Genomic DNA, 25,397 nt, shown 5'->3' with positions numbered 1-25,397 from the left:
CGCAATACCGCCTCGCTCTTTTTAAGGAATCGTCATGCAGAACCAGAAAATCCGCATTCGTCTGAAGGCTTTCGACTATCGCCTGATCGACCAGTCGGCAGCCGAGATCGTCGATACGGCGAAGCGGACTGGCGCGATCGTCCGTGGCCCGGTGCCGCTGCCGACGCGTATTCAGCGTTTTGACATCCTGCGTTCGCCGCACGTCAACAAGACGTCGCGCGACCAGCTCGAAATCCGCACGCACCAGCGCCTGATGGACATCGTCGACCCGACGGACAAGACCGTCGACGCACTGATGAAGCTCGACCTGCCGGCTGGTGTCGACGTCGAAATCAAGCTGCAGTAAGCCTACAAAGCTCCGCCGGCGTCTCGGACGGAGCTAAGTCTTTGATTGCTTGCAGAAAACGAAAAGCCTTGTTATACTCCAAGGCTTTTCGCGCATTTGCGCAAAAAAGTGCGCCTTGTTTCTCGTAGCAGGGCGGACATTTTGAAATCAGCCCCGACCAATCGCAGTCGGGAATGGAGAAAACGATGAGCCTTGGACTCGTAGGTCGCAAGGTTGGCATGACCCGTATCTTCACGCCTGAGGGGGACTCGATCCCCGTCACCGTGCTGGACGTGTCGGACAACCGTGTGACGCAGATCAAGACCGTTGAAACGGATGGTTATACCGCCGTTCAGGTTGCATTCGGTACTCGCCGCGCTTCGCGCGTGACGAAGCCGTTGGCGGGTCACCTCGCCAAAGCCGGCGTTCAAGCTGGTGAAATCCTCCGCGAATTCCATATCGATACCGCCAAGGCAGGTGAACTGTCGAACGGCGCCGTCATCGGTACGGACATTTTCGAAGTCGGCCAGAAGGTCGACGTGCAAGGCACGTCGATCGGTAAGGGCTACGCCGGTACCATCAAGCGCTACAACTTCGCTTCGGGCCGCGCATCGCACGGTAACTCGCGTTCACACAACGTTCCGGGTTCGATCGGTATGGCGCAGGATCCGGGTCGCGTGTTCCCCGGCAAGCGCATGACGGGTCACCTCGGTGACGTGACCGTCACGGTCCAGAATCTCGAAATCGCCCGCATCGACGCTGAGCGCAATCTGCTGCTCGTCCGCGGTGCTGTTCCGGGTGCGAAGGGCGGCAAGGTCTTCGTGACCCCGGCCGTCAAGACCCGTGCTGCGAAAGGAGCGAAATAATGGAACTTAAGCTCCTGAATGCCAATGGTCAGGAAGGCGCTGGCGTGACCGCATCGGACGTCGTGTTCGGTCGCGATTACAACGAAGCCCTGATTCACCAAGTCGTCGTCGCTTATCAGGCGAACGCACGTAGCGGCAACCGCGCTCAGAAGGATCGTGAGCAGGTCAAGCACACCACGAAGAAGCCGTGGCGCCAGAAGGGTACGGGCCGCGCTCGTGCCGGTATGTCGTCGAGCCCGTTGTGGCGTGGCGGTGGTCGCATTTTCCCGAACTCGCCGGAAGAAAACTTCTCGCACAAGGTCAACAAGAAGATGCATCGCGCAGGCCTCTGCTCGATCTTCTCGCAGTTGGCTCGCGAAGGCCGCATCTCGGTGGTCGAGGATCTCGCGCTCGAAGCGCCGAAGACCAAGCTGTTGGCTGATAAATTCAAGGCGATGGGTCTCGATTCCGTGTTGGTCATCACCGATACGGTCGACGAAAACCTGTACCTCGCGTCGCGCAACCTGGCCCACGTGGCGGTTGTCGAGCCGCGTTACGCCGACCCGCTCTCGCTGATCTACTTCAAGAAAGTGCTGATCACGAAGGCTGCGGTCGCTCAGATCGAGGAGTTGCTGTCATGAGCGAAGTTCGCAAAAACGATCATCGTTTGATGCAAGTTCTGCTCGCGCCGGTGATCTCCGAAAAGGCGACGCTGGTTGCCGACAAGAACGAACAAGTCGTGTTCGAAGTCGCGCCGGACGCCACGAAGCAGGAAGTGAAGGCTGCTGTCGAGCTGCTGTTCAAGGTCGAAGTCAATTCCGTCAACGTGCTCGTCACGAAGGGCAAAGCCAAGCGCTTTGGCCGCTTCAACGGCAAGCGCAAGGACGTGAAGAAGGCGTACGTCTGCCTGAAGCCCGGCCAGGAAATCAACTTTGAAGCGGAGGCCAAGTAATCATGGCAATCGTGAAAGTTAAGCCGACCTCGCCGGGTCGCCGCGCGATGGTCAAGATCGTCAACAAGGATCTGCATAAGGGCAAGCCGCATGCTGCGCTGCTCGACTCGCAATCCAAGTCGGCGGGCCGTAACAACAACGGTCGCATCACCACGCGTCACCAAGGTGGCGGTCACAAGCAGCACTACCGTATCGTCGATTTCCGTCGCAACAAGGACGGCATTCCGGCAAAGGTCGAGCGTCTCGAGTACGACCCGAACCGTAGCGCGAACATCGCGCTGGTTCTGTACGCAGACGGCGAGCGTCGCTACATCATCGCGCCGAAGGGCGTGGCGGTCGGCGCGCAGCTGATGTCCGGTTCGGAAGCGCCGATTCGCGCAGGCAACACCCTGCCGATCCGCAACATTCCGGTCGGTACGACGATCCACTGCATCGAAATGCTGCCGGGCAAGGGCGCGCAGATCGCGCGTTCGGCTGGTACGTCGGCCATGCTGCTGGCACGTGAAGGCATCTACGCGCAGGTTCGTCTGCGTTCGGGTGAAATCCGCCGCGTGCACGTCGAGTGCCGTGCAACCATCGGTGAAGTCGGCAACGAAGAGCACAGCCTCCGTCAAATCGGTAAGGCCGGTGCAAACCGCTGGCGCGGTATCCGTCCGACGGTGCGTGGTGTTGCGATGAACCCGATCGATCACCCGCACGGTGGTGGTGAAGGCCGCACGGCTGCAGGTCGCGACCCGGTGAGCCCGTGGGGCACGCCGACGAAGGGCTATCGCACCCGCAGCAATAAGCGCACGACGACGATGATCGTCCAGCGCCGTCACAAGCGTTAAGGAGTAGGCAATGACACGTTCTGCTAAAAAAGGTCCGTTCTGCGACGCTCATTTGCTGAAGAAAGTTGAGGCGGCTGCGTCCACGCGTGACAAGAAGCCGATCAAGACCTGGTCGCGTCGTTCGACGATTCTGCCGGACTTCATCGGTCTGACGATCGCCGTCCACAACGGCCGTCAGCACGTTCCGGTGTACGTCACGGAAAACATGGTCGGCCATAAGCTTGGCGAGTTCGCACTGACCCGTACGTTCAAGGGTCACGCGGCCGACAAGAAGGCCAAGAAATAAGGGGCTATCAAGATGGAAGTGAAAGCAATTCATCGCGGTGCCCGCATCTCGGCGCAGAAAACGCGCCTTGTGGCTGACCAGATTCGTGGTTTGCCGGTCGACAAGGCGCTGAACGTCCTGACGTTCTCGCCGAAGAAGGCGGCGGGTATCGTCAAGAAGGTCGTGCTGTCTGCGATCGCGAATGCGGAACACAACGAAGGCGCCGATATCGACGAGCTCAAGATCACGAGCATCTACGTCGACAAGGCCGCTTCGCTGAAGCGTTTCACCGCACGCGCAAAGGGTCGCGGTAACCGCATCGAGAAGCAATCCTGTCACATCACTGTGACGGTCGGGAATTAAGGAGCCATACGATGGGACAGAAAATTCATCCGACTGGCTTCCGTTTGGCCGTCAGCCGCAATTGGGCTTCGCGCTGGTACGCGAACAACAACAATTTCGCGGCGATGTTGCAGGAAGACATCGGTGTTCGTGAATACCTGAAGAAGAAGCTGAAGAACGCGTCCGTCGGTCGCGTGGTGATCGAGCGTCCTGCAAAGAACGCACGCATCACGATTTTCAGCTCGCGTCCGGGTGTCGTGATCGGCAAGAAGGGCGAAGACATCGAGTCGCTCAAGTCCGAGCTGCAAAAGCGCATGGGCGTTCCGGTTCACGTCAACATCGAAGAAATCCGCAAGCCGGAAACCGACGCTCAACTGATCGCCGATTCCATCACGCAGCAGCTCGAGCGCCGGATCATGTTCCGCCGCGCGATGAAGCGCGCGATGCAAAACGCGATGCGTCTTGGCGCCCAGGGCATCAAGATCATGAGCGCGGGCCGTCTGAACGGTATTGAAATCGCTCGTACCGAGTGGTATCGCGAAGGTCGCGTGCCGCTCCATACGTTGCGGGCCGATATCGACTACGCGACGTCCGAAGCGAAGACCACGTACGGCATCATCGGCGTGAAGGTGTGGGTCTACAAGGGCGACACCCTCGGCCGTAACGAAGCGCCGGTAGTGGAAGAAGTCGCGGAAGAGAAGCGTCCGCGTCGCAACGCACGTCCGGGTGGCGATCGCCGTCCGCGTCGTGACGGTGAAGGTGCGCCGGGTGGTGCACGCCGCGGCGGCCCCCGTCGTGGCGGCGCCGGCGGTGACGCGAAGAGTGGAGAATAACGATGCTGCAACCGAAACGCAGAAAGTATCGCAAAGAGCAGAAGGGTCGTAACACCGGCAAGGCGACGCGCGGCAACGCGGTGTCGTTCGGTGAATATGGCCTGAAGGCTATCGGTCGCGGCCGTTTGACCGCGCGTCAAATCGAAGCGGCGCGTCGTGCCATGACGCGTCACATCAAGCGTGGCGGCCGGATCTGGATCCGCATTTTCCCGGACAAGCCGATTTCGCAAAAGCCGGCAGAAGTGCGTATGGGTAACGGTAAGGGTAACCCGGAGTACTACGTCGCTGAAATTCAACCGGGCAAGATGCTGTACGAAATGGACGGTGTCTCCGAAGAACTGGCGCGCGAAGCGTTCCGTCTGGCTGCAGCCAAGCTGCCGCTGAAGACGAACTTCGTCATCCGCCAGCTCGGCGCCTAAGGAGTAAACGATGAAGGCATCTGAACTTCACCAGAAGGACCAGGCGGCGCTCAACAAAGAGCTGTCGGACCTGCTTAAGGCGCAATTCGGCCTGCGCATGCAACTCGCGACCCAGCAGCTCACGAACACGAGCCAGCTGAAGAAGGTTCGTCGCGACATCGCACGTGTGCGGACTGTCCTGACTGAAAAGGCGAACCAGAAATGAACGATAGCGTAAAAACCTCGCTCAAGCGGACGCTGGTCGGCAAGGTCGTCAGCAACAAGATGGACAAGACGGTTACCGTGCTGGTCGAGCACCGTGTGAAGCACCCGATCTACGGCAAGTACGTCGTGCGCTCGAAGAAGTACCACGCGCACGATGACGCGAACACGTACAACGAGGGCGACCTCGTCGAAATCCAGGAAACCCGTCCGATTTCGAAGACGAAGGCCTGGGTTGTGTCGAAGCTGCTCGAAGCGGCTCGCGTGATCTAAAGCTGAAGTATCGCGATGCAGTAAGTAGTGTCGCAGTAAGTTTCGCTTGCAAGACCGAGATTATTTGTTATAATCTCGGTCTTCCCTCTTTGTGGGAGCCCCGTCGCGGGCGAAATTGGTGGGGGAAGCCGGTTCGGGCGCCAGCCTGTATCGACAGATTCACCGGATTGCGATGGCGGGTTTCGTCTGCCTTCGCTGCCTGTTCTAACCCAAGCAGCCGATTGGCTGACGGGACCAAGACTGACCGGATGTGCCATGGTGGTGCGACCGGATTAAGTTGGGAAAGATAAACCATGATCCAGACCGAAACTCGGCTTGAAGTGGCCGACAACACGGGTGCGCGTGAAGTCATGTGCATCAAGGTGCTCGGCGGCTCGAAGCGTCGTTACGCTAGCATTGGCGACATCATCAAGGTGACCGTCAAGGAAGCGACGCCGCGCGGACGCGTGAAAAAGGGCGAAATCTACAACGCCGTGGTCGTTCGCACGGCCAAGGGCGTGCGTCGCCAGGATGGCTCGCTGATCAAGTTCGACGGCAATGCCGCTGTCCTCTTGAATACCAAGCTCGAGCCGATCGGCACGCGTATTTTCGGGCCGGTGACGCGTGAACTGCGTAGCGAACGATTCATGAAGATCGTTTCGCTCGCGCCGGAAGTGCTGTAAGGAGTCGCGATGAACAAGATTCGCAAGGGTGACGAAGTCATCGTCATCACCGGCAAGGACAAGGGCAAGCGCGGCACCGTGCTGGCCGTTGCGGAAGATCGTGTGACCGTCGAGGGTATCAACCTCGTCAAGAAGCACGTGAAGCCGAACCCGATGAAGGGTACGACGGGCGGTGTGGAAGCCAAGTCGATGCCGCTGCACATTTCGAACGTCGCACTCGTCGACGCGAACGGCAAGGCATCGCGTGTTGGCATCAAGGTCGAAGACGGCAAGAAGGTTCGCTTCTTGAAGTCGACCGGCGCCACGCTCAACGCCTGATGCGGAGTTAAATAATGGCTCGTCTGCAAGAGATTTATAAAGAAACGGTTGTGCCGCAACTCGTCGAAAAGTTCGGCTACAAGTCCATCATGGAAGTGCCGCGCATCACCAAGATCACCCTGAACATGGGCCTTGGCGAAGCCGTCGCTGACAAGAAGATCATCGAAAACGCCGTCGGCGACCTGACGAAGATCGCCGGCCAGAAGCCGGTTATCACGAAGGCGCGTAAGGCAATCGCAGGCTTCAAGATTCGTCAGGGCTACCCGATCGGCGCGATGGTGACGCTGCGCGGTCAAGCGATGTACGAATTCCTGGACCGCTTCGTGACGGTTGCGCTGCCCCGCGTGCGCGACTTCCGCGGCGTGTCGGGCCGTGCATTCGACGGTCGTGGCAACTACAACATCGGTGTGAAAGAGCAGATTATTTTCCCCGAAATCGACTACGACAAGATCGACGCGCTGCGTGGGCTGAACATCAGCATCACGACCACCGCGAAGACTGACGACGAAGCAAAGGCGCTGCTCGCCGGCTTCAAGTTCCCGTTCAGAAACTGAGGTTACCGTGGCTAAACTGGCACTGATCGAACGTGAAAAGAAGCGCGCACGCCTGGCCGCGAAGTACGCTCCGAAGCGTGCTGAACTGAAGGCTGTGATCGAAGACTCGAGCAAGTCGGACGAAGAGCGTTACTTCGCTCGCCTCGCGCTGCAACAACTGCCGCGTAACTCGAACCCGACTCGCAAGCGTAACCGCTGCGCAATCACGGGTCGCCCGCGTGGCACGTTCCGCAAGTTCGGACTTGCGCGTAACAAGATCCGCGAAATCGCATTCCGCGGCGAAATCCCTGGCCTCACCAAGGCGAGCTGGTAATAGGAGAAACATAAATGAGCATGAGTGATCCTATCGCCGATATGCTGACTCGCATCCGCAATGCGCAGATGGTCGAGAAGGTTTCGGTGACTATGCCCTCGTCGAAAGTCAAGGTTGCGATTGCGCAGGTTTTGAAGGACGAAGGTTATATCGACGACTTCGCAGTGAAGGCTGAAGGTGCGAAGACGGAATTGAATATCGCGTTGAAGTACTACGCTGGCCGTCCGGTGATCGAGCGCCTCGAGCGCGTGTCGAAGCCCGGTCTGCGCGTGTACCGCGGTCGCAACGACATCCCGCAGGTCATGAACGGCCTGGGCGTTGCAATCGTGTCGACGCCGAAGGGTGTGATGACCGACCGCAAGGCGCGCCAGAACGGCGTCGGCGGCGAAGTCATCTGCTACGTCGCTTAACGCCGAAGGGAGAAGAAACATGTCTCGTGTAGGTAAAAGCCCGATCGCGCTGCCGCAAGGCGCGGAAGTGGCCGTCAAGGGCGACGTCATCACCGTCAAGGGGCCGCTCGGCACGATCTCGCAAGCGGGCAACCCGCTGGTGACCGTGGCGAACGACAACGGTACGCTGAACTTCGCGCCGGCCAACGAAAGCCGTGAAGCGAATGCGATGTCCGGCACGATGCGCGCCCTGGTGGCGAACATGGTGCACGGCGTCACCAAGGGTTTCGAGCGCAAGCTGACGCTGGTTGGCGTCGGTTATCGTGCGCAAGCGCAAGGCGACAAGCTGAACCTGTCGCTGGGTTTCTCGCACCCCGTGGTGCACCAGATGCCGGAAGGCATCAAGGCTGAAACCCCGTCGCAGACCGAAATCGTGATCAAGGGGATCGACAAGCAGAAAGTCGGACAAGTCGCGGCGGAAGTGCGCGGCTATCGTCCGCCGGAGCCCTACAAGGGCAAGGGCGTGCGCTATTCCGACGAGGTCGTGATCCTCAAAGAAACGAAGAAGAAGTAAGGGTGCGCAATCATGGATAAGACTCAATCTCGCCTGCGCCGCGCTCGTCAGACGCGTATCAAGATCGCCGAGCTGCAGGTCGCGCGTCTCGCCGTGCATCGCACGAATACGCACATCTACGCGCAAGTGTTCTCGGCGTGCGGCACCAAGGTGCTCGCAAGCGCCTCGACGCTCGAAGCCGAAGTGCGCGCAGAGCTGGCCGACAAGTCGGGCAAGGGCGGCAACATCAACGCTGCAACCCTGATCGGCAAGCGTATTGCCGAAAAGGCCAAGGCTGCCGGCATCGAATCCGTCGCCTTTGACCGCTCGGGTTTCCGCTACCACGGCCGCGTGAAGGCGCTGGCTGATGCGGCGCGCGAAGCCGGGCTCAAGTTCTAAGGGAAGAATTCGTCATGGCAAAGATGCAAGCGAAAGTTCAGGCTGACGAACGCGACGACGGCCTGCGCGAAAAGATGATTTCGGTCAACCGCGTGACCAAGGTCGTGAAGGGTGGCCGTATTCTCGGTTTCGCCGCACTGACCGTGGTTGGCGACGGCGATGGCCGCGTCGGCATGGGCAAGGGCAAGGCGAAGGAAGTTCCGGTTGCCGTTCAGAAGGCAATGGAACAAGCCCGCCGCAACATGTTCAAGGTGCCCCTGAAGAATGGCACGTTGCAACACGAAGTTCACGGCAAGCACGGCGCTTCGGCGGTCCTCCTCGCTCCGGCGAAGGACGGTACCGGCGTGATCGCAGGCGGTCCGATGCGCGCAGTGTTCGACGTGATGGGCGTGCAAAACGTTGTGGCCAAGAGCCACGGTTCGACGAACCCGTACAACCTCGTCCGTGCGACGCTGGATGGCCTGCGCAAGCAGTCGACTCCGGCCGACATCGCGGCGAAGCGTGGTAAGTCCGTCGAAGACATTCTGGGCTAAGGTGGGCACCATGTCTGAAAAAACTGTCAAGGTTCAGCTCGTCAAGAGCCTGATCGGGACCCGCGAATCGCACCGCGCAACGGTGCGTGGCCTCGGCCTGCGTCGCCTGAACTCGGTCTCCGAGCTGCAGGACACGCCGGCAGTGCGCGGGATGATCAACAAGGTCTCGTACCTCGTTAAGGTCATCGCCTAAGCGGCCGACCACGGATCCAAGGAGTTGAACATGGAATTGAATAACCTGAAGCCGGCGGAAGGCGCGAAGCACGCAAAGCGTCGCGTCGGTCGCGGGATCGGTTCGGGCCTCGGCAAGACCGCGGGCCGCGGCCACAAGGGTCAGAAATCGCGTTCGGGCGGCTTTCACAAGGTCGGCTTCGAAGGCGGTCAGATGCCTCTGCAGCGTCGTCTGCCGAAGCGCGGCTTTACCTCGCTGACGAAGGAATTCGTCGGTGAAGTGCGCCTCTCGGATCTCGAGAAGCTGCCGGTCGACGAAATCGATCTCTTGGCGCTGAAGCAAGCGGGTCTGGTCGGCGAGCTCATCAAGAGCGCGAAGATCATCAAGACCGGCGAGATCAGTCGCAAGGTCACGGTGAAGGGCCTGACGGCAACGAAGGGCGCCCGTGAGGCAATCGAAGCCGCTGGCGGCTCGTTCGCCGAGTAACGCGCTTTCGCCGTTACTAGCACTAGCATCGGAGAAGGTTCTTGGCTAACAGCCCGAGTCTCGCAAAACCCGGTCGAAGCGCGGCGAAATTCGGCGATCTGCGTCGGCGTGCAGTGTTCCTGCTGCTGGCGCTGATCGTCTACCGCATTGGTGCGCACATTCCGGTTCCCGGCATCGATCCGGATCAACTGGCCAAGCTGTTCCAGAGCCAGTCGGGCGGCATCCTTGGCATGTTCAACATGTTCTCGGGTGGCGCGCTGTCGCGATTCACGATCTTTGCGCTGGGCATCATGCCCTACATTTCGGCGTCGATCATCATGCAGTTGCTGTCGATCGTGTCGCCGCAGATGGAGGCGTTGAAGAAGGAAGGGCAGGCGGGGCAGCGGAAGATCACGCAGTACACGCGTATCTTCACCGTGGTGCTCGCGACCTTCCAGGCGTTCGGTATCGCGGTGGCGCTGGAGAACCAGCCCGCTTTGGTGCTGGACCCCGGCATGGTGTTCCGGCTGACGACGGTCGTCACGCTGGTGACGGGCACAATGTTCCTGATGTGGCTGGGTGAGCAGATCACGGAGCGCGGTCTCGGCAACGGTATCTCGATCATCATCTTCGGTGGTATCGCGGCGGGTTTCCCGAACGCGATCGGCGGTCTGTTCGAGTTGGTCCGCACCGGTTCGATGAGCATCATCTCGGCGATCATCATCGTCGTGCTGATTGCGGCGGTCACGTATCTGGTCGTGTTCATCGAACGCGGTCAGCGCAAGATCCTCGTGAACTACGCGAAGCGCCAGGTCGGTAACAAGATTTACGGCGGACAGTCGTCCCATCTGCCGCTGAAGCTCAACATGTCGGGTGTGATTCCGCCGATCTTCGCGTCGTCGATCATCCTCTTCCCGGCAACCATCCTGAACTGGTTCAGTTCGGGCACGCGCACCAACTGGTTCGCGAACACGCTGCACGGCGTGGCCGAGGCCCTCAAGCCCGGTCAACCGGTGTACGTGCTGCTGTATGCGTTGGCGATCGTTTTCTTCTGCTTCTTCTACACCGCACTGGTGTTCAACAGCCGGGAAACCGCCGACAACTTGAAGAAGAGCGGTGCATTCGTTCCGGGTATCCGTCCGGGCGATCAGACTGCACGGTATATCGACCGCATCCTCACGCGTTTGACGCTGGCCGGTGCGATCTACATTGTGTTCGTGTGCCTGTTGCCTGAGTTCTTGGTGTTGCGCTGGAACGTGCCGTTTTATTTTGGTGGAACGTCGCTGCTGATCATTGTCGTCGTCACGATGGACTTCATGGCTCAGGTGCAGTCGTACGTTATGTCGCAACAATATGAATCGCTGCTCAAGAAGGCAAACTTCAAGGGCGGCAATGTCCCGATGCGTTAATTAAGGACTATGGCCAAAGACGATGTAATCCAGATGCAGGGCGAGGTGATCGAAAACCTGCCCAACGCTACTTTCCGGGTGAAATTGGAAAATGGCCATGTCGTCCTGGGACACATTTCTGGAAAGATGCGGATGCACTACATCCGCATCCTGCCAGGCGACAAGGTTACGGTTGAATTGACGCCTTACGATCTGTCTCGTGCACGGATCGTGTTCCGGGCGAAGTGATTTGAAAAAAGGGTAATATCATGAAAGTGATGGCATCGGTTAAGCGCATTTGCCGCAATTGCAAGATCATCAAGCGCAAGGGCGTTGTGCGCGTGATTTGCAGCTCTGATCCGCGCCACAAACAGCGTCAAGGCTGAACGCCGCGCTTTTGCTTGCGCTTTTTGTTTGAGGAAAAACAATGGCTCGTATCGCAGGGGTTAACATCCCGAATCACCAGCATACCGAGATCGGCCTGACGGCAATCTTCGGCATCGGTCGCACGCGCGCTCGCGGCATTTGCACCGCAGCTGGTGTGGAATTTTCGAAGAAGGTCAAGGACCTCACTGACGCAGACCTCGAAAAGCTGCGTGACGAAGTGGGCAAGTTCATCGTCGAAGGCGACCTGCGCCGTGAAGTGACGATGAACATCAAGCGCCTGATGGACTTGGGTTGCTACCGCGGCATGCGTCACCGCAAGGGCCTGCCCCTGCGTGGCCAGCGCACCCGCACGAATGCCCGTACGCGCAAGGGTCCGCGTCGTGCAGCGCAATCGCTGAAGAAGTAAGCGGAACTGACAGTTACAGGAAAACGTAATGGCTAAGGCTTCGAACAACTCCGCGGCGCAACGCGTTCGCAAGAAGGTTAAGAAGAACGTCGCCGAGGGCGTGGTTCACGTTCACGCGTCGTTCAACAACACCATCATCACGATCACCGATCGTCAAGGTAACGCTCTCGCGTGGGCGACGTCGGGCGGTCAGGGTTTCAAGGGCTCGCGTAAGTCGACGCCGTTTGCAGCTCAGGTCGCAGCCGAATCGGCTGGCCGCGTGGCGATGGAATACGGCGTGAAGAACCTCGAAGTGCGGATCAAGGGCCCCGGTCCTGGCCGTGAATCGGCGGTGCGCGCGCTGCATGGTCTTGGCATCAAGATCACCGCGATCTCCGACGTGACGCCGGTCCCGCACAACGGTTGCCGTCCGCCGAAGCGCCGTCGCATCTAACGCGATGACGCAAACGCATGCTCCTGCTGATGCGAAAGTATCGGCGGGATTCGTGCGTCATGAATTGACTAAGCCCACCGTTCGGCCCAAAGGGTTCGGACTAGCGCGGACGGAAGTTCGCGTGATCAATTTTTAAGGATTCAACGTGGCACGCTATACCGGTCCCAAAGCCAAGCTGTCCCGCCGTGAAGGCACCGATCTGTTCCTGAAGAGCGCGCGTCGCTCGCTCGCCGACAAGTGCAAGCTCGACAGCAAGCCCGGCCAGCACGGCCGCACCTCGGGCGCGCGTACGTCCGACTACGGCACCCAGTTGCGCGAAAAGCAGAAAGTGAAGCGTATCTACGGCGTTCTCGAGCGTCAGTTCCGCCGCTACTTCGCTGAAGCCGACCGCCGCAAGGGCCCGACGGGCGAAAACCTGCTGCAACTGCTCGAGTCGCGTCTCGACAACGTCGTGTATCGCATGGGCTTCGGCTCGACCCGCGCTGAAGCGCGTCAGCTCGTGAGCCACAAGTCGATCATGGTGAACGGCCAGGTCGCCAACATCCCGTCGCTGCAAGTGAAGGCTGGCGATGTCGTCTCCGTGCGCGAACAGTCGCGCAAGCAGGCGCGTATCGTCGAAGCACTGTCGCTGGCAGAGCAAGGCGGCATGCCGAGCTGGGTGTCGGTCGATGCGAAGAAGTTCGAAGGTACGTTCAAGTCGATGCCGGAGCGCAGCGATATCGCTGGCGACATCAACGAAAGCCTGATCGTCGAATTGTATTCGCGTTAATCGCGCGGCCTTCGCGCAGTAACCGGATCTGCAGCCGGGGAGCCTGATTGCTCGTGGCAAAAGGGGCATCCCCGGCTGTGTATTTTCAGGTTGTTACCGGTCAGCCTTATCGGTGTAACGAGCCGAGGGTATTGAAAAGGAAAACCTATGCAAACCAGTTTGTTGAAGCCCAAGATCATTGCAGTTGAATCGCTTGGCGAAAGCCACGCGAAAGTGGTTATGGAGCCGTTCGAACGCGGCTATGGCCACACCTTGGGTAACGCGCTTCGGCGCGTGCTGCTGTCGTCGATGGTGGGCTACGCGCCGACCGAAGTGACGATCGCAGGCGTCGTGCACGAATACTCGACGCTCGATGGTGTGCAAGAGGATGTGGTCAACCTGCTGTTGAACCTGAAGGGCGTCGTCTTCAAGCTGCACAACCGCGACGAAGTCACGGTCACGCTGCGCAAGGAAGGCGAAGGCGTGGTCACTGCCGGCGATATCGAACTCGCGCACGACTGCGAGGTCATCAATCCGGAACACGTGATCGCTCATCTGTCGAAGGGCGGCAAGCTCGACGTTCAGATCAAGATCGAGAAGGGCCGCGGCTACGTGCCGGGCAACGTGCGTCGCTACGGCGAAGATTCGGCGAAGATCATCGGCCGCATCGTGCTGGACGCGTCGTTCTCGCCGGTGCGTCGCGTGAGCTACGCCGTGGAAAGCGCGCGTGTCGAACAGCGTACCGACCTCGACAAGCTCGTGATGAACATCGAAACCAACGGTGTCATCTCGCCGGAAGAAGCGATCCGTCAATCGGCGCGCATTCTGGTGGACCAGTTGTCGGTGTTCGCAGCCCTGGAAGGCACGGAAGCGGCAGCGGAAGCGCCGTCGCGCGCGCCGCAGATCGATCCGATCCTGCTGCGTCCGGTGGACGACCTCGAACTCACGGTTCGCTCCGCGAACTGCCTGAAGGCCGAGAACATCTACTACATCGGCGATCTGATCCAGCGCACGGAAAACGAGCTGCTGAAGACGCCGAACCTGGGCCGCAAGTCGCTGAACGAAATCAAGGAAGTCCTGGCTTCGCGTGGCCTGACGCTCGGCATGAAGCTCGAAAACTGGCCGCCGGCCGGGTTGGACAAGTAAGTCTGCAAGTCATCGCGGACGTCGCGGTGTAACTGGCAAAGACGCGGATTTTGCTTTAAAATCCGCGTCTTGCTTTTTTCTTCGACCGGCCCGTGCGCCTTTTCCGTGAAAGCGGAGCGCAATAGAAGAGCTGGATCAAAACTCGTTAAAGGAACTGAAGATGCGTCACAAGCATGGTCTGCGGAAACTGAACCGCACGAGCAGCCACCGTCTGGCAATGCTCCGTAACATGTCGAACTCGCTGATCGAGCACGAAGTCATCAAGACGACGCTGCCGAAGGCCAAGGAACTGCGCAAGGTTGTCGAGCCGCTGATCACGCTCGGCAAGAAGCCGTCGCTGGCAAATCGCCGTCTCGCGTTCAACCGCCTGCGCGATCGTGATTCCGTCGCGAAGCTGTTCGACGTGCTCGGCCCGCGCTACGCGAACCGTCCGGGTGGCTACCTGAGCATCCTGAAGTTCGGTTTCCGCGTCGGCGACAACGCCCCGATGGCGCTGGTCCAACTGATGGATCGCCCGGAAGTCGGAGAGACCGAAGAAGTTCAGGAAGCTGAATAAGTTTTCGGTAGCAGTCAGCAAAAAGGCCAAGCTCAGCTTGGCCTTTTTGTTTTCGGCGGTACCTTTCCGTAGGCTGGTTCGGTAGTGAGGCGGCGCAGTCCGCGAATGCTACGATATTGGTCGTTACCTGCTTCTTTGGAGCCGCGAGTGAACGTTCCCGTCGTCCTGATGCTGACCACGTTGCCCGACGCCGAATCGGCGAACGCGCTCGTTGAGGGCATTCTCGAAGCGCGTATCGCCGCGTGCGTCACCAAGCTCGGCGCGGTCGAATCGCACTATCACTGGAAGGGCGCGGTGGAGTCGTCGCAGGAAGTGCAGGTGCTGATCAAAACGAGCGTCGCGCGGGCAGATGAGCTTCAGCAATTCGTCGCGCAACGGCATCCGTACGAAACGCCCGAGATCCTTGTCTGGCAGGCGGACGCTTCGTCGGCTTACGGTCAGTGGGTCAATGCAGAAACCCAGCGTTCTATTCATGTTTGAGCTTTTTCGACTCTTCGGGCGTCGCGCGTGGGGAGCCTTGCTGCTGCTGGCCGTGTTCTCCGGTGCGATGGGCGTGGCGCGCGCTGCCGACGATTTCCTTGACCCGGCTGTCGCGTTCAAATTCAGCGCGTCCGAGCAGCCGGGCGAAGTCGACGTGCGATACAAGATCGCCGACGGCTACTACATGTACCGCGAGCGGTTCGCTTTTGCCGTCAAAACCGGCGAGGCGACTATCGGCGCCGCGCAATTGCCGGCCGGCAAAGTCCACTTTGATCAGACGTTCAATAAGGACGTCGAGACGTATCGCGGCGAGTTGCTGATCCGCATTCCCGTCGCGCAGGCCAAGGGCCCGTTCGAACTGGCCGTAACATCGCAAGGTTGCGCCGATCAGGGCATCTGCTACCCGCCGATGGAGCGCACGTACCGCGTGAAAGGCGCCGCGTTGCAGCCTGCGGGCGCTCGGGCGCCGGCTCCGTCCGCGACGGATGCATCGCAATCCTTCTTCGAGCGCGCGACGAGCGCCGACTACGCGCAGTCGATGCTCGAAGGCGGCGGATTCTTCGCCGTCGTCGGTCTGTACTTTCTGGCGGGCATGGTGCTGAGTCTGCTGCCCTGCTCGTATCCCATGATCCCGATTCTCTCGGCAATCATTGTCGGCGAGGGCGCCCGGGTGACGCGGGCGCGCGGCTTCGCGCTGTCCGTTTCTTATGTCGTCGGCATGGCGCTCGTGTACACCGCGCTCGGCGTGGCGGCCGCGCTAATCGGGCAAAGTCTCGGCGCGTGGCTCCAAAACCCGTGGGTGCTCGGCGCGTTCGGCGTCTTGCTCACCGTGTTCGCTGTCACGCTGATCTCGGGCGTCGATATCGCGCTGCCCGAGCGGTGGCAGAGCAGCGTTAATGAGGCATCGCAGAAGCGCAGCGGCGGCAAGTTCGCGGCGGTCGCCGTGATGGGCGCGTTGTCCGCGCTGGTCGTCGGCGCGTGCATGACGGCACCGCTTTTCGCCGTGCTGGCGTTCATCGCGCACACCGGCAACGCGCTGCTCGGCGGTGCGGCGCTGTTCGCAATGGGCATCGGTCTCGGCGTGCCGTTGCTCGTCATCGGGCTCGGCGCCGGTTCAATCCTGCCGAGAGCGGGCGCGTGGATGGACGGTGTGAAAGTCTTTTTCGGCGTCGTGCTGCTGGCGGCGGCGTTGTGGATCGTGTGGCCGGTGATCGGCGGCGTCGCACGCATGCTGCTCGGCGCGCTGTGGCTGTTGATTGCAGCAGCGTCGCTAGGCGTATTCGGCGCGGTCACCGCAGCGCCGGCAACGGTGTGGAAGCGCCTCGGGCGCGGGCTCGGCGCGGTTTGCGTCGTCTGGGCGGCCGCGCTTATCGTCGGTCTCGCGGCGGGATCGACCGATCCGTTGCAGCCGCTCGCCGTTCTGACATCTCGCGCCGATCCGGCCGCTTCTGCCGCCGCGCGGAATCAATCGCCGACTTTTGCGCCGGTGCGGTCCTCGACGGAACTGGACTCGGCCGTCAAAGCCGCCGCCCGCCCCGCGATGCTGGACTTCTACGCGGACTGGTGCGTCTCCTGCAAGGAGATGGAAAACCTGACCTTCTCCGATGCCCGCGTTCAGGCGCGGCTCGCCCAACTGAACCTGCTGCGCGCCGACGTCACCGCGAACAATGCGGACGATCAGGCGCTGCTGAAGCGTTTCAAGCTGTTCGGGCCACCGGGCATCATTTTCTTCGACGCTCAGGGCAATGAGGTCTTGCGGGTCGTCGGCTATGAATCGGCGGACACGTTCCTGAAGCGCCTCGACAAGCTCGGGCCTTCGAACGGCTAAAAGAAAAGGGCGATGCCCGAACGCATCGCCCTTGTTTCGCGTGATCGCGAAGTTTACTTCGACGCGCGCAGAATCCGCGCAGCGTCCAGCGCGAAGTACGTCAGCACGCCATCCGCGCCCGCGCGCTTGAACGCGAGCAGCGATTCCATCATCGCCTTGTCGTGATCGAGCCAGCCGTTCTGCGTCGCGGCCTTGATCATCGCGTATTCGCCGCTGACCTGATACGCATACGTCGGAAAGCGGAACTCGTCCTTCACGCGCCAGACGATATCGAGATACGGCATGCCGGGCTTGACCATCACCATGTCCGCGCCTTCCTCGATATCCATGCGCACTTCGCGCATGGCTTCGTCCGAGTTCGACGGGTCCATCTGATACGTCATCTTGTTACCCTTGCCGAGATTGGCGGCGGAGCCGACCGCGTCGCGGAACGGGCCGTAGAACGCCGACGCGTACTTCGCGGCATACGCCATGATGCGCGTGTGAATGTGGCCGTCGCTTTCCAGCATTTCGCGGATCGCGCCGATACGCCCGTCCATCATGTCCGACGGCGCGACGATATCCACGCCCGCTTCCGCCTGCGTGCGCGCCTGATCGACGAGAATTTCGCTGGTTTCGTCGTTCTTGACGTAGCCTTCTTCGTCGAGCACGCCGTCCTGACCGTGGCTCGTGTACGGGTCGAGCGCGACGTCGGTCAGCACGCCGAGCATCGGGAAGTTCTTCTTCAGTTCACGCACCGCGCGCGGAATCAGACCATCGGGATTGGTCGCCTCGCGGCCGTCGGGCGTCTTGAGCGACGGCTCGATCGCCGGGAAAAGCGAAATCACCGGCACGCCCAACTCGACGCATTGCTCGGCGACCTTCATCAGCAGATCGACCGACGTGCGCTCGACGCCCGGCATCGACGGCACCGCCTGACGCACGTTCGCGCCTTCGACGATGAACACCGGATAAATGAGGTCGTTGGTGGTGAGAATGTTCTCGCGCATCAGACGGCGCGAGAAGTCATCGCGGCGCATGCGGCGCGGGCGATGACGCGGATAAAAACTCATGACTCGACTCGAATTGACGTGCTTCAGGAGGAGATCCAAAACGTGCGCTATATGGCGCAAAGCCATGCTGGACAAGCCGGCGAGCGTTTTGGAGGCGTTTTGAGACAATGGTATATCATAGCCAGCGAGCAAGGCGCTCGCGCCGCGCTCCCCGCTTCTCCTCCCTGAGCGGGTGCCTGTCGTTATTCGATAAGGCTGTTCACCCGCCGTCATGCGGCGGGTTTTTTTATCCCGCTCGCAACTCCGCTGCCACTACGAGATCACTCGGCCGCGTCTTCGGATGCCGCTTCGGCCGGCAGCAGCCAGCTTTCGATCAGTTCGTGCGCCTCTTCGAGGCCCGTGCGCTTGAGCGCGGAAAACAACTGCACGCTCAACTCCCCGCGATACCCCGCCGCCTTGTATTCACCAAACGACTTCTGCGTCGCGCGCAGCGCGTTGGTCATCTCTTGTCGCGTCAATTTGTCGCACTTCGTGAGGAGCGCGTGGATCGGCTTGCCGGTCGGCGCGAACCAGTCGACCATGATGCGGTCGAGTTCCGTCAGCGGACGGCGCGAATCCATCATCAGAATCATGCCGCGTAGTTGCGCGCGGCTCTGAAGGTAGGTCGAGAGCAACTGCTGCCAATGCGCCTTCGCCGCGCCGGGCACTTCGGCGTAGCCATAGCCGGGCAAGTCGACCAGGTGTCCGACCGGCGCGGCTTCCGGCCCGACCGAGAAGTAGTTGATGTGCTGCGTGCGTCCCGGCGTCTTACTGGCGAACGCGAGACGTTTCTGATTGCAGAGCACGTTGATCGCCGTCGACTTTCCGGCGTTCGAGCGACCCGCGAATGCGATTTCCGGCTGCGGCGTCGGCGGAAGGTCGCGCAGGTGATTGACCGTGGTGAAGAAGCGGGCTTGATGGAGCAGAAATGGCATTGGCGGGAGGACAAGAGAGCGCGAAAGAGCGCGAGAGAGAGGCGTCGACTCGAAGCCTAGAGAACCCCGGCGATACTGGGCATGCCCCGACTGGCGTCTTTGCGTGTAGCGGGTTATTGTACAATACGACGGATTTTTAAAGACCCGCATGGGCGCAAGACCCAGGCTGCAGGCGTCACCCATAAAGGAGCGAGACAGTTTCAGGGCATCTTTTGAGCCCTTTCGTTCGGGTACTTGCGGCCATGTCCGGCTGCCGTCGTTTTTTGCAGAACCTAACATTCTCACAAGACGAAAAACAGGGTACGCGAATGAACCGACTGTACAGGTCTCTGGTGGTGCTTCAGGCAGCGGCGGCTCTCGGTGGATTGGCGGTATCGGTTTCAGTGAATGCGGCGGAGGCGGCCCAGCCGGCCAAGCCGGATGCGGCAAGGGGGCAGGCCATCGCGACCCAGGTTTGCGCGGCGTGTCACGCGGCGGACGGCAACAGCGCCGGCGCCGCGTTTCCCAAGCTCGCAGGGCAGCACGCCGACTACATCGTCAAGCAGTTGAAGGATTACAAGACGCAGCCGGGCGCAAAGGCGCCGGCGCGCAACAATCCGATCATGACGGGCATCGCCGGGGCGCTGTCGGATCAGGACATGGTGAACGTGGCGGCGTACTTCGCGTCTCAGCAGATCAAGCCGAATTACGCTCGCGACAAGACCGACGTCGCGCTCGGCCAGAAGATCTATCGCGGCGGGATTGCCGACAAAGGCGTGCCGGCGTGCGCCGCGTGCCACGGCGCAACGGGCATGGGCATTCCGGTGCAGTATCCGCGGCTGTCGTGGCAGTGGGGCGATTACACCGTCGCGCAGCTCAATGCCTTCGCCCAGGGCACGCGCAACAACAGCGAACCGATGCACGCCATCGCGTCGCGCCTGAACGAAGCGGAAATGAAAGCGGTAGCGGATTACGTCGCCGGATTGCATTAAACGCAGCACGAGAGCGTCCAGCGGTTCCCGGCGAAGAGCAAGAACGCGGGGAATCGCCCATACTACGCACGAAGCCGGCCCACAGAGGCGGGCGCGAAAACAAGAAAAAGGGTGGGACGTCGGTCGGTCAGACCGCTTACGTCTCCACCCTTTTTTGCTGTCAGCCGGAGTTTGAATGAGCATCACCACATCGGGATTGCAGTCGAAGTCGAGCCGTCGCGCCATGAAGCATTTCGTCGAGCTCGTGAGTTCGATGCGCTTTGCCATCGCCTTGCTGGTCGTGCTGGCGATCGCGAGCATCATCGGCACGGTGCTGACGCAGGAAGACCCGTATCCCAACTACGTCAACCAGTTCGGCCCGTTCTGGGCGGACATCTTCCGCGGCCTGAGCCTCTACAACGTGTACAGCGCGTGGTGGTTCATGCTGATTCTCGTGTTTCTCGTGATTTCGGTGTCGCTGTGCGTCGTGCGCAATGGCCCGAAGATGGTCGCGGATATCAAGAACTGGAAGGATCGCGTGCACGAGGGCAGTCTGCGCGCGTTCCATCACAAGGGCGAGTTCGTGGTCGGCGCGGACCGCGCTCAAACTGCCGCGGCGCTCGAACGCCTCAGCGCGAAGATGGGCTATCGCTTCGTCCGGCGCGAGACCGACACGGGTGCGACGCTGATCGCCGGCAAGCGCGGCGCGCTCACGAAGCTCGGCTATATCTCGGCGCACCTCGCGATCGTCGTGATCTGCATTGGCGGGCTGCTCGACAGCAATCTGCCGATCAAGCTGCAGATGTGGCTCTTCAACAAGACGCCGGTCGCCACGAACGCGGTCATCAACGACATTCCCGCCGAGCATCGCCTTTCCACGTCGAATCCGACGTTTCGCGGCTACGCGTGGGTGCCGGAAGGGCAGTACGTCGGCACGGCCATTCTGAATCAGCAGGACGGCTCGATCATTCAAGACCTGCCGTTCTCCATTCAGCTCGACAAGTTCATCGTCGATTACTACTCGACCGGCATGCCGAAGCTCTTCGCGAGCGATATCGTCGTGATCGATCACAAGACGGGCAAGCGCATTCCGGCGCGTGTCGAGGTGAACAAGCCGTTCACGTACGACGGCGTGTCGATTTATCAATCGAGCTTTCAGGACGGCGGCTCTAAACTCGAAATGACCGCCTGGCCGATGACGGGCGGCAGCGCCAAGACCGCGCCGTTCAACGGGACGATCGGCGGCACCTCGCCGGTTGCATCGCAGTTCGCGGGCGCGCAGGGCGAAACGGTCGAATTCACGGATTTCCGCGCGATCAACGTCGAGAACATGACGGACGGCAGCGGCGCGCCTGACGCGCGCGGCGTCGGCAAGAAGGAAACACTGCGCGACGCGTTCGACGAGCGCCTCGGTTCCGGCGCGAAGACATCGCGGCCGACGGACCTGCGCAATATCGGCCCGTCGGTGCAGTACAAGGTGCGAGGCACGGACGGCCAGGCGCGCGAATACAGCAACTACATGCTGCCGGTGGATGTCGGCGGTCAGCGAATGTTCCTCGCCGGCATGCGCGTGAGCCCGAACGATCCGTTCCGCTATCTGCGCATTCCTGCCGACGAGCAAGGCTCCGTCAAGCAGTGGATGAACTTGCGCGCTGCGCTGCAAACGCCCGCGACCCGCGCCGCGGCTGCTCACCGATTCGCCATGCGCTCGGTGCCGCAGGAGAACGCCGAGTTGCAGAAGCATCTCGAAGAAAGCGCGTTGCGCGTGCTGAACCTGTTCGCCGGCGCGGACGCAAACGGCGCGACGAGCGCGAATGGTCAGATGAACGGCGGTTTCCAGAGCATCGCCGCATTTATCGACAAATCCGTGCCGAAGGGCGAGCAGGAAAAAGCCGCGGGCCTGCTGATGCGCATGCTGGAAGGCGCGATGTGGGACGTTTGGCAAATGTCGCGCGAGCAGAACGGCGAGCCGGACGCGAAGATCGACGAAAAGAGCACGGCGTTCGTTCAGGCATCCATCAACGCGCTTTCTGACAGCTTTCTGTACGGTTCTCCCGTCTTTCTGCAACTGGATTCGTTCAAGCAGGTGCAAGCCTCGGTATTCCAGTTGACGCGCGCGCCGGGTAAAAAAGTGGTGTATCTTGGCAGCCTTCTGCTGGTCGTCGGCATCTTCTCGATGTTCTATGTTCGTGAACGCCGGCTCTGGTTCTGGCTCAAAGATTCAGAGCAGGGCGGCGCGAGCGTGCTGATGGCCATGTCCACCGCACGCCGGACGCTGGATTTCGAGAAGGAATTCGAGCGCACGCGGGCGTCGGTCGGCGCGACGCTGGGCGCTTCGCCGATCGACCCGGCCGCGCCGCCGACCGCTCAGAATGCGCCGGCGTCCGCCGCGCCGCAATCGCAATCCGAAGCCGCGAGCTCGGAAGTTTCATCACGGTAAGATCATGGACCTCACACAGACTTCCTCCCACGCCTCCGCCAAGACGGAACGTCCGGCATCGAGCCTTCCCGATGTCGCCGTGTTCGACGACCGTCCGTTCTTCCGCAGGCTCGGCGCGCTCGATTGGCTGTTCGCCCTCGCGATGGTCGCGGGCGCGGGTTTCGCGCTCAACCGCTATCACGCGTACATGGACGTGTACGACACGGCGGTGCTGGTCGGCGCGGTGCCGACCTTCGTCGTGCTCGGCTGGCGCTGGAAGCCGGTGCGCTTGCTGATCGCGCTGATCGCGGTCATGTCGCTGCTGTCGATTCAACTTTACCAGCACGATCTGACGCGCGCTGACACCAATTTCTTCCTCAAGTACTTCCTGTCGAGCCAGTCCGCGATTCTGTGGATGAGCGCGCTCTTCGTTCTCGCGACGCTGTTCTACTGGATCGGGCTCGTCACGCGGTCGCAGACGGGCGGCGCGATCGGTTCCCGCATGACGTGGGTCGCGGTGCTGATGGGCTTCACCGGCATGATGGTGCGCTGGTACGAGTCGTACATGATCGGCAGCGACGTCGGCCACATTCCCATTTCGAATCTGTACGAAGTCTTCGTGCTGTTCTGCCTCATCACGTCGCTGTTCTATCTCTACTACGAACAGCATTACGCGACGCGGCAAATGGGCGCGTTTGTGCTGCTCGTGATCAGCGCGGCCGTCGGCTTCCTGATGTGGTATTCGATTGCGCGCGACGCGCAGCAGATTCAGCCGCTCGTGCCTGCGCTGCAAAGCTGGTGGATGAAGATTCACGTGCCGGCGAACTTCATCGGTTACGGCAGTTTCGCGCTATCCGCGATGGTGTCGGTCGCGTATCTCGCCAAGCAGCGCGGCGTGCTGGCGGATCGCCTGCCGTCGCTCGAAGTGCTCGACGACGTCATGTACAAGTCGATCGCGGTCGGTTTCGCGTTCTTCACCATCGCGACGATTCTCGGCGCGCTCTGGGCGGCGGAAGCGTGGGGCGGCTACTGGAGCTGGGACCCGAAGGAAACGTGGGCGCTGATCGTCTGGCTGAACTACGCGGCGTGGCTGCATATGCGGCTGATGAAGGGCTTGCGCGGCGCGGCGGCGGCGTGGTGGGCGCTGACGGGTCTGATCGTGACGACGTTCGCGTTCCTCGGCGTGAACATGTTCCTGTCGGGCTTGCACAGTTACGGCAAGCTGTGAGCCGGCCGGCATAGAAAAAGGAGAAACCGCCATGCGTCGCGCTGGCGGTTTTTTTCGTTTCGGCGTGGAATACGGGCGCTGGTTCTGCTGTTTGCCTGTGTATCGCGAAAGCAAAGGAGTCGGCTCCATGTGGATCAAACGTAATGGCGTGCTTTATGGCGACGACATCCCCAGTCACGAGATCACGCCGCGCGACGTGTTCGAAAACCGCCGCCGCGCGCTGCGTTCGTTGGCCGCGCTCGCGGCCACGGGGCTCGCGGGCGCGAGCAGTCTCGCCCAAGCGACGCTGACTTCGCCCGATGCGAAGGGGCAGAAGCTCGCCGCGAAGACCAACGCGAAGTTCGTCGCGCTCGACAAGCCGACGCCGCTTAAAGACGTCACCACGTACAACAACTTCTACGAGTTCGGCACCGACAAGGGCGATCCGGCCGAGCACGCGGGCACGCTGCGTCCGAGGCCGTGGAAAGTGTCGGTGGAAGGCGAGATCAAGAATCCGAAGGTCTACGACATTGACGAGATCCTGAAGCTCGCGCCGCTGGAAGAGCGCGTCTACCGGCTGCGATGCGTCGAAGGCTGGTCGATGGTCATTCCGTGGATCGGCGTATCGCTGTCCGAGCTGATCAAGCGCGCGGAGCCGACGGGCAACGCGAAGTACGTGCAGTTCATCACGCTCGCGGACCGTTCGCAGATGCCGGGTCTCTCCACGCCGATCCTCGACTGGCCGTATTCCGAAGGCCTGCGCATGGATGAAGCGATGAACCCGCTCACGCTCCTGACTGTCGGCCTTTACGGCGAAGTGCTGCCGAACCAGAACGGCGCGCCGGTGCGTATCGTCGTGCCGTGGAAGTACGGCTTCAAGAGCGCGAAGTCGCTGGTCAAGATCCGCTTCGTGGAAAAGCAGCCGCCGACGAGCTGGAACACCTACGCCCCGAACGAATACGGCTTCTATTCGAACGTGAATCCGAACGTGGACCACCCGCGCTGGAGTCAGGCGACGGAGCGGCGCATCGGCGAGGACGGATTTTTCACGCCCAAACGCAAGACGCTGATGTTCAACGGCTACGGCGATCAGGTGGCGTCGCTGTATCAGGGCATGGACCTCAAGAAGAACTTCTGACCATGCCGACTGCAACCGATATCAAGACGGCGCAGCCGCGGGCGCGCGCGCAGACGGGGCCGCGCTGGATCGTGCCTGCCAAGGTCGCGGTGTTCATTGCCGCGCTGTATCCGCTCGCGCGCCTCGTGCTGCTCGGCGTGACGGGCGTGCATGGCGGGCTGGGCGCGAACCCCATCGAGTTCATCACGCGCTCGACCGGGCTCTGGACGCTCGTCTTCGTGTGCATCACGCTCGCGATCACGCCCGCGAGACGCCTGACCGGCGTGACCGCGCTCGTGCGCTTTCGCCGCATGATCGGGCTCTATGCGTTCTTTTACGCCGCGCTGCATATCACGACGTACTTCTGGTTCGACAAGTGGTTCGACGTCGCCGAGATTCTGAAGGACATCGGCAAACGGCCGTTCATCACAGTCGGATTCGCGGCGTTCGTGTTGCTGATTCCGCTCGCCGTCACATCGCCCAGAGCGATGGTGCGCAAGCTCGGCCGCCGCTGGCAGACGCTGCATCGCGCGATCTATGGCATCGCCGCGCTCGCCATCCTGCATTTCTGGTGGATGAAGGCGGGCAAGCACGATCTGATACTGCCGAAGATCTACGGCGCGATCGTGATTGCGCTGCTCGGCTGGCGTCTGGTTGTGTGGCTGAAGTCGAAAGCCGCGACGCGCGCATAAAAAAAGCGATGCCTCGGCATCGCTTTTTCGG

The 25,397-nt window shown here is 61.0% G+C and carries 38 protein-coding genes; 36 read left to right on the top strand and 2 right to left on the bottom strand.

The features are described from left to right. Positions 1-34 precede the first annotated feature (34 nt). The 31 genes from rpsJ to dsbD all read left to right on the top strand — a co-directional run bounded on the left by rpsJ (position 35) and on the right by dsbD (position 17,015). Positions 35-346, top strand: coding sequence for a 30S ribosomal protein S10 (gene rpsJ, locus LDZ24_RS12475; protein WP_006998489.1), 312 nt, complete (start codon positions 35-37; stop codon positions 344-346). A 185-nt stretch (positions 347-531) separates the two neighbouring features. Then, a complete protein-coding gene (gene rplC / locus LDZ24_RS12470; RefSeq protein ID WP_175946437.1) occupies positions 532-1,191 on the top strand; it encodes a 50S ribosomal protein L3 in 660 nt (219 codons plus the stop codon). Further along, a complete protein-coding gene (rplD, locus tag LDZ24_RS12465) occupies positions 1,191-1,811 on the top strand; it encodes a 50S ribosomal protein L4 (protein ID WP_175946439.1) in 621 nt (206 codons plus the stop codon). Before rplC ends, rplD begins: the two co-directional genes overlap by 1 nt. Then, positions 1,808-2,122, top strand: coding sequence for a 50S ribosomal protein L23 (gene rplW, locus LDZ24_RS12460; protein WP_035967599.1), 315 nt, complete (start codon positions 1,808-1,810; stop codon positions 2,120-2,122). Before rplD ends, rplW begins: the two co-directional genes overlap by 4 nt. Positions 2,123-2,124: 2 nt before the next feature. Next, positions 2,125-2,952: a 50S ribosomal protein L2 gene (gene rplB / locus LDZ24_RS12455; RefSeq protein WP_175946441.1), complete on the top strand. Its 828-nt coding sequence runs from the start codon at positions 2,125-2,127 to the stop codon at positions 2,950-2,952. A 10-nt stretch (positions 2,953-2,962) separates the two neighbouring features. Further along, on the top strand, positions 2,963-3,238 hold the full coding sequence (rpsS, locus tag LDZ24_RS12450) for a 30S ribosomal protein S19 (RefSeq protein ID WP_008343850.1): 276 nt from the start codon (positions 2,963-2,965) through the stop codon (positions 3,236-3,238). Positions 3,239-3,250: 12 nt separating this feature from the next. Next, entirely contained in the window at positions 3,251-3,580 is a 330-nt protein-coding gene (rplV, locus tag LDZ24_RS12445) for a 50S ribosomal protein L22 (RefSeq protein WP_007730533.1), read from the top strand. 11 nt (positions 3,581-3,591) lie between these two features. Next, a complete protein-coding gene (gene rpsC, locus LDZ24_RS12440) occupies positions 3,592-4,392 on the top strand; it encodes a 30S ribosomal protein S3 (RefSeq protein WP_248320638.1) in 801 nt (266 codons plus the stop codon). 2 nt (positions 4,393-4,394) lie between these two features. Beyond that, entirely contained in the window at positions 4,395-4,811 is a 417-nt protein-coding gene (gene rplP, locus LDZ24_RS12435) for a 50S ribosomal protein L16 (RefSeq protein WP_035967605.1), read from the top strand. Between the two features lie 10 nt (positions 4,812-4,821). Further along, entirely contained in the window at positions 4,822-5,016 is a 195-nt protein-coding gene (rpmC, locus tag LDZ24_RS12430; RefSeq protein ID WP_007180130.1) for a 50S ribosomal protein L29, read from the top strand. Then, on the top strand, positions 5,013-5,285 hold the full coding sequence (rpsQ, locus tag LDZ24_RS12425; RefSeq protein WP_035933074.1) for a 30S ribosomal protein S17: 273 nt from the start codon (positions 5,013-5,015) through the stop codon (positions 5,283-5,285). The genes rpmC and rpsQ overlap by 4 nt, the downstream gene beginning before the upstream one ends. Positions 5,286-5,578: 293 nt before the next feature. Next, positions 5,579-5,947, top strand: coding sequence for a 50S ribosomal protein L14 (rplN, locus tag LDZ24_RS12420; protein ID WP_006998478.1), 369 nt, complete (start codon positions 5,579-5,581; stop codon positions 5,945-5,947). A gap of 9 nt (positions 5,948-5,956) precedes the next feature. After that, positions 5,957-6,265, top strand: coding sequence for a 50S ribosomal protein L24 (gene rplX, locus LDZ24_RS12415; RefSeq protein ID WP_175946446.1), 309 nt, complete (start codon positions 5,957-5,959; stop codon positions 6,263-6,265). A 14-nt stretch (positions 6,266-6,279) separates the two neighbouring features. Then, positions 6,280-6,819 carry a 50S ribosomal protein L5 gene (rplE, locus tag LDZ24_RS12410; RefSeq protein WP_159837176.1) on the top strand — a complete coding sequence of 180 codons (540 nt, stop codon included), beginning with the start codon at positions 6,280-6,282 and terminating at the stop codon, positions 6,817-6,819. A gap of 7 nt (positions 6,820-6,826) precedes the next feature. Then, positions 6,827-7,132, top strand: a complete 306-nt coding sequence (rpsN, locus tag LDZ24_RS12405; protein WP_175946448.1) for a 30S ribosomal protein S14 — start codon at positions 6,827-6,829, stop codon at positions 7,130-7,132. A 14-nt stretch (positions 7,133-7,146) separates the two neighbouring features. Further along, entirely contained in the window at positions 7,147-7,542 is a 396-nt protein-coding gene (gene rpsH, locus LDZ24_RS12400; RefSeq protein WP_035967610.1) for a 30S ribosomal protein S8, read from the top strand. Between the two features lie 19 nt (positions 7,543-7,561). After that, complete coding sequence (rplF, locus tag LDZ24_RS12395; protein WP_175946450.1) at positions 7,562-8,095, top strand: 50S ribosomal protein L6; 534 nt, start codon at positions 7,562-7,564, stop codon at positions 8,093-8,095. A 12-nt stretch (positions 8,096-8,107) separates the two neighbouring features. Further along, on the top strand, positions 8,108-8,473 hold the full coding sequence (rplR, locus tag LDZ24_RS12390; RefSeq protein WP_035967614.1) for a 50S ribosomal protein L18: 366 nt from the start codon (positions 8,108-8,110) through the stop codon (positions 8,471-8,473). Positions 8,474-8,487: 14 nt separating this feature from the next. Further along, positions 8,488-9,006: a 30S ribosomal protein S5 gene (gene rpsE, locus LDZ24_RS12385; protein ID WP_061170928.1), complete on the top strand. Its 519-nt coding sequence runs from the start codon at positions 8,488-8,490 to the stop codon at positions 9,004-9,006. A gap of 10 nt (positions 9,007-9,016) precedes the next feature. Beyond that, complete coding sequence (rpmD, locus tag LDZ24_RS12380; protein WP_006400644.1) at positions 9,017-9,199, top strand: 50S ribosomal protein L30; 183 nt, start codon at positions 9,017-9,019, stop codon at positions 9,197-9,199. A 30-nt stretch (positions 9,200-9,229) separates the two neighbouring features. Beyond that, a complete protein-coding gene (gene rplO / locus LDZ24_RS12375; RefSeq protein ID WP_175946452.1) occupies positions 9,230-9,664 on the top strand; it encodes a 50S ribosomal protein L15 in 435 nt (144 codons plus the stop codon). Positions 9,665-9,705: 41 nt separating this feature from the next. After that, a complete protein-coding gene (secY, locus tag LDZ24_RS12370; RefSeq protein WP_175946454.1) occupies positions 9,706-11,052 on the top strand; it encodes a preprotein translocase subunit SecY in 1,347 nt (448 codons plus the stop codon). A gap of 9 nt (positions 11,053-11,061) precedes the next feature. Continuing rightward, the gene (gene infA, locus LDZ24_RS12365; protein WP_004521905.1) at positions 11,062-11,280 is read left to right on the top strand and encodes a translation initiation factor IF-1; all 219 of its coding nucleotides are present in this window, start codon (positions 11,062-11,064) and stop codon (positions 11,278-11,280) included. A gap of 20 nt (positions 11,281-11,300) precedes the next feature. Beyond that, a complete protein-coding gene (gene rpmJ / locus LDZ24_RS12360) occupies positions 11,301-11,417 on the top strand; it encodes a 50S ribosomal protein L36 (RefSeq protein ID WP_004199844.1) in 117 nt (38 codons plus the stop codon). Between the two features lie 41 nt (positions 11,418-11,458). Further along, positions 11,459-11,824, top strand: a complete 366-nt coding sequence (rpsM, locus tag LDZ24_RS12355; RefSeq protein WP_175946456.1) for a 30S ribosomal protein S13 — start codon at positions 11,459-11,461, stop codon at positions 11,822-11,824. Between the two features lie 28 nt (positions 11,825-11,852). After that, complete coding sequence (rpsK, locus tag LDZ24_RS12350) at positions 11,853-12,257, top strand: 30S ribosomal protein S11 (RefSeq protein ID WP_006052224.1); 405 nt, start codon at positions 11,853-11,855, stop codon at positions 12,255-12,257. Between the two features lie 145 nt (positions 12,258-12,402). Beyond that, complete coding sequence (gene rpsD / locus LDZ24_RS12345; protein WP_159837171.1) at positions 12,403-13,026, top strand: 30S ribosomal protein S4; 624 nt, start codon at positions 12,403-12,405, stop codon at positions 13,024-13,026. Positions 13,027-13,173: 147 nt separating this feature from the next. Beyond that, entirely contained in the window at positions 13,174-14,151 is a 978-nt protein-coding gene (rpoA, locus tag LDZ24_RS12340; protein ID WP_159837170.1) for a DNA-directed RNA polymerase subunit alpha, read from the top strand. Positions 14,152-14,311: 160 nt separating this feature from the next. Next, positions 14,312-14,707 carry a 50S ribosomal protein L17 gene (gene rplQ / locus LDZ24_RS12335; RefSeq protein WP_248320637.1) on the top strand — a complete coding sequence of 132 codons (396 nt, stop codon included), beginning with the start codon at positions 14,312-14,314 and terminating at the stop codon, positions 14,705-14,707. Positions 14,708-14,875: 168 nt separating this feature from the next. Beyond that, positions 14,876-15,187, top strand: a complete 312-nt coding sequence (cutA, locus tag LDZ24_RS12330; RefSeq protein WP_248322352.1) for a divalent-cation tolerance protein CutA — start codon at positions 14,876-14,878, stop codon at positions 15,185-15,187. Further along, on the top strand, positions 15,180-17,015 hold the full coding sequence (dsbD, locus tag LDZ24_RS12325; protein ID WP_248320636.1) for a protein-disulfide reductase DsbD: 1,836 nt from the start codon (positions 15,180-15,182) through the stop codon (positions 17,013-17,015). The genes cutA and dsbD overlap by 8 nt, the downstream gene beginning before the upstream one ends. Positions 17,016-17,068: 53 nt before the next feature. Here the strand turns inward: dsbD and hemB are convergent, their stop codons facing one another. Then, positions 17,069-18,067, bottom strand: a complete 999-nt coding sequence (hemB, locus tag LDZ24_RS12320) for a porphobilinogen synthase (RefSeq protein WP_248320635.1) — start codon at positions 18,065-18,067, stop codon at positions 17,069-17,071. 260 nt (positions 18,068-18,327) lie between these two features. After that, positions 18,328-18,981 carry a ribosome biogenesis GTP-binding protein YihA/YsxC gene (gene yihA, locus LDZ24_RS12315; protein WP_248320634.1) on the bottom strand — a complete coding sequence of 218 codons (654 nt, stop codon included), beginning with the start codon at positions 18,979-18,981 and terminating at the stop codon, positions 18,328-18,330. 308 nt (positions 18,982-19,289) lie between these two features. On the opposite strand from yihA, the gene LDZ24_RS12310 reads away from it, so the two are divergent. The 5 genes from LDZ24_RS12310 to msrQ all read left to right on the top strand — a co-directional run bounded on the left by LDZ24_RS12310 (position 19,290) and on the right by msrQ (position 25,366). After that, positions 19,290-19,952 carry a cytochrome c gene (locus tag LDZ24_RS12310; protein WP_248320633.1) on the top strand — a complete coding sequence of 221 codons (663 nt, stop codon included), beginning with the start codon at positions 19,290-19,292 and terminating at the stop codon, positions 19,950-19,952. 175 nt (positions 19,953-20,127) lie between these two features. Next, entirely contained in the window at positions 20,128-22,371 is a 2,244-nt protein-coding gene (locus LDZ24_RS12305; RefSeq protein ID WP_248320632.1) for a cytochrome c biogenesis protein ResB, read from the top strand. Between the two features lie 4 nt (positions 22,372-22,375). Further along, entirely contained in the window at positions 22,376-23,578 is a 1,203-nt protein-coding gene (gene ccsB, locus LDZ24_RS12300; RefSeq protein WP_248320631.1) for a c-type cytochrome biogenesis protein CcsB, read from the top strand. Positions 23,579-23,705: 127 nt separating this feature from the next. After that, positions 23,706-24,695, top strand: a complete 990-nt coding sequence (gene msrP, locus LDZ24_RS12295; RefSeq protein WP_248320630.1) for a protein-methionine-sulfoxide reductase catalytic subunit MsrP — start codon at positions 23,706-23,708, stop codon at positions 24,693-24,695. Positions 24,696-24,697: 2 nt separating this feature from the next. Beyond that, complete coding sequence (gene msrQ, locus LDZ24_RS12290) at positions 24,698-25,366, top strand: protein-methionine-sulfoxide reductase heme-binding subunit MsrQ (protein WP_248320629.1); 669 nt, start codon at positions 24,698-24,700, stop codon at positions 25,364-25,366. Positions 25,367-25,397 lie beyond the last annotated feature (31 nt).

This window comes from Caballeronia sp. Sq4a, from assembly GCF_023170545.1.
Lineage (GTDB): Bacteria > Pseudomonadota > Gammaproteobacteria > Burkholderiales > Burkholderiaceae > Caballeronia.
This window is presented reverse-complemented; position numbering and strand designations above follow the sequence as displayed.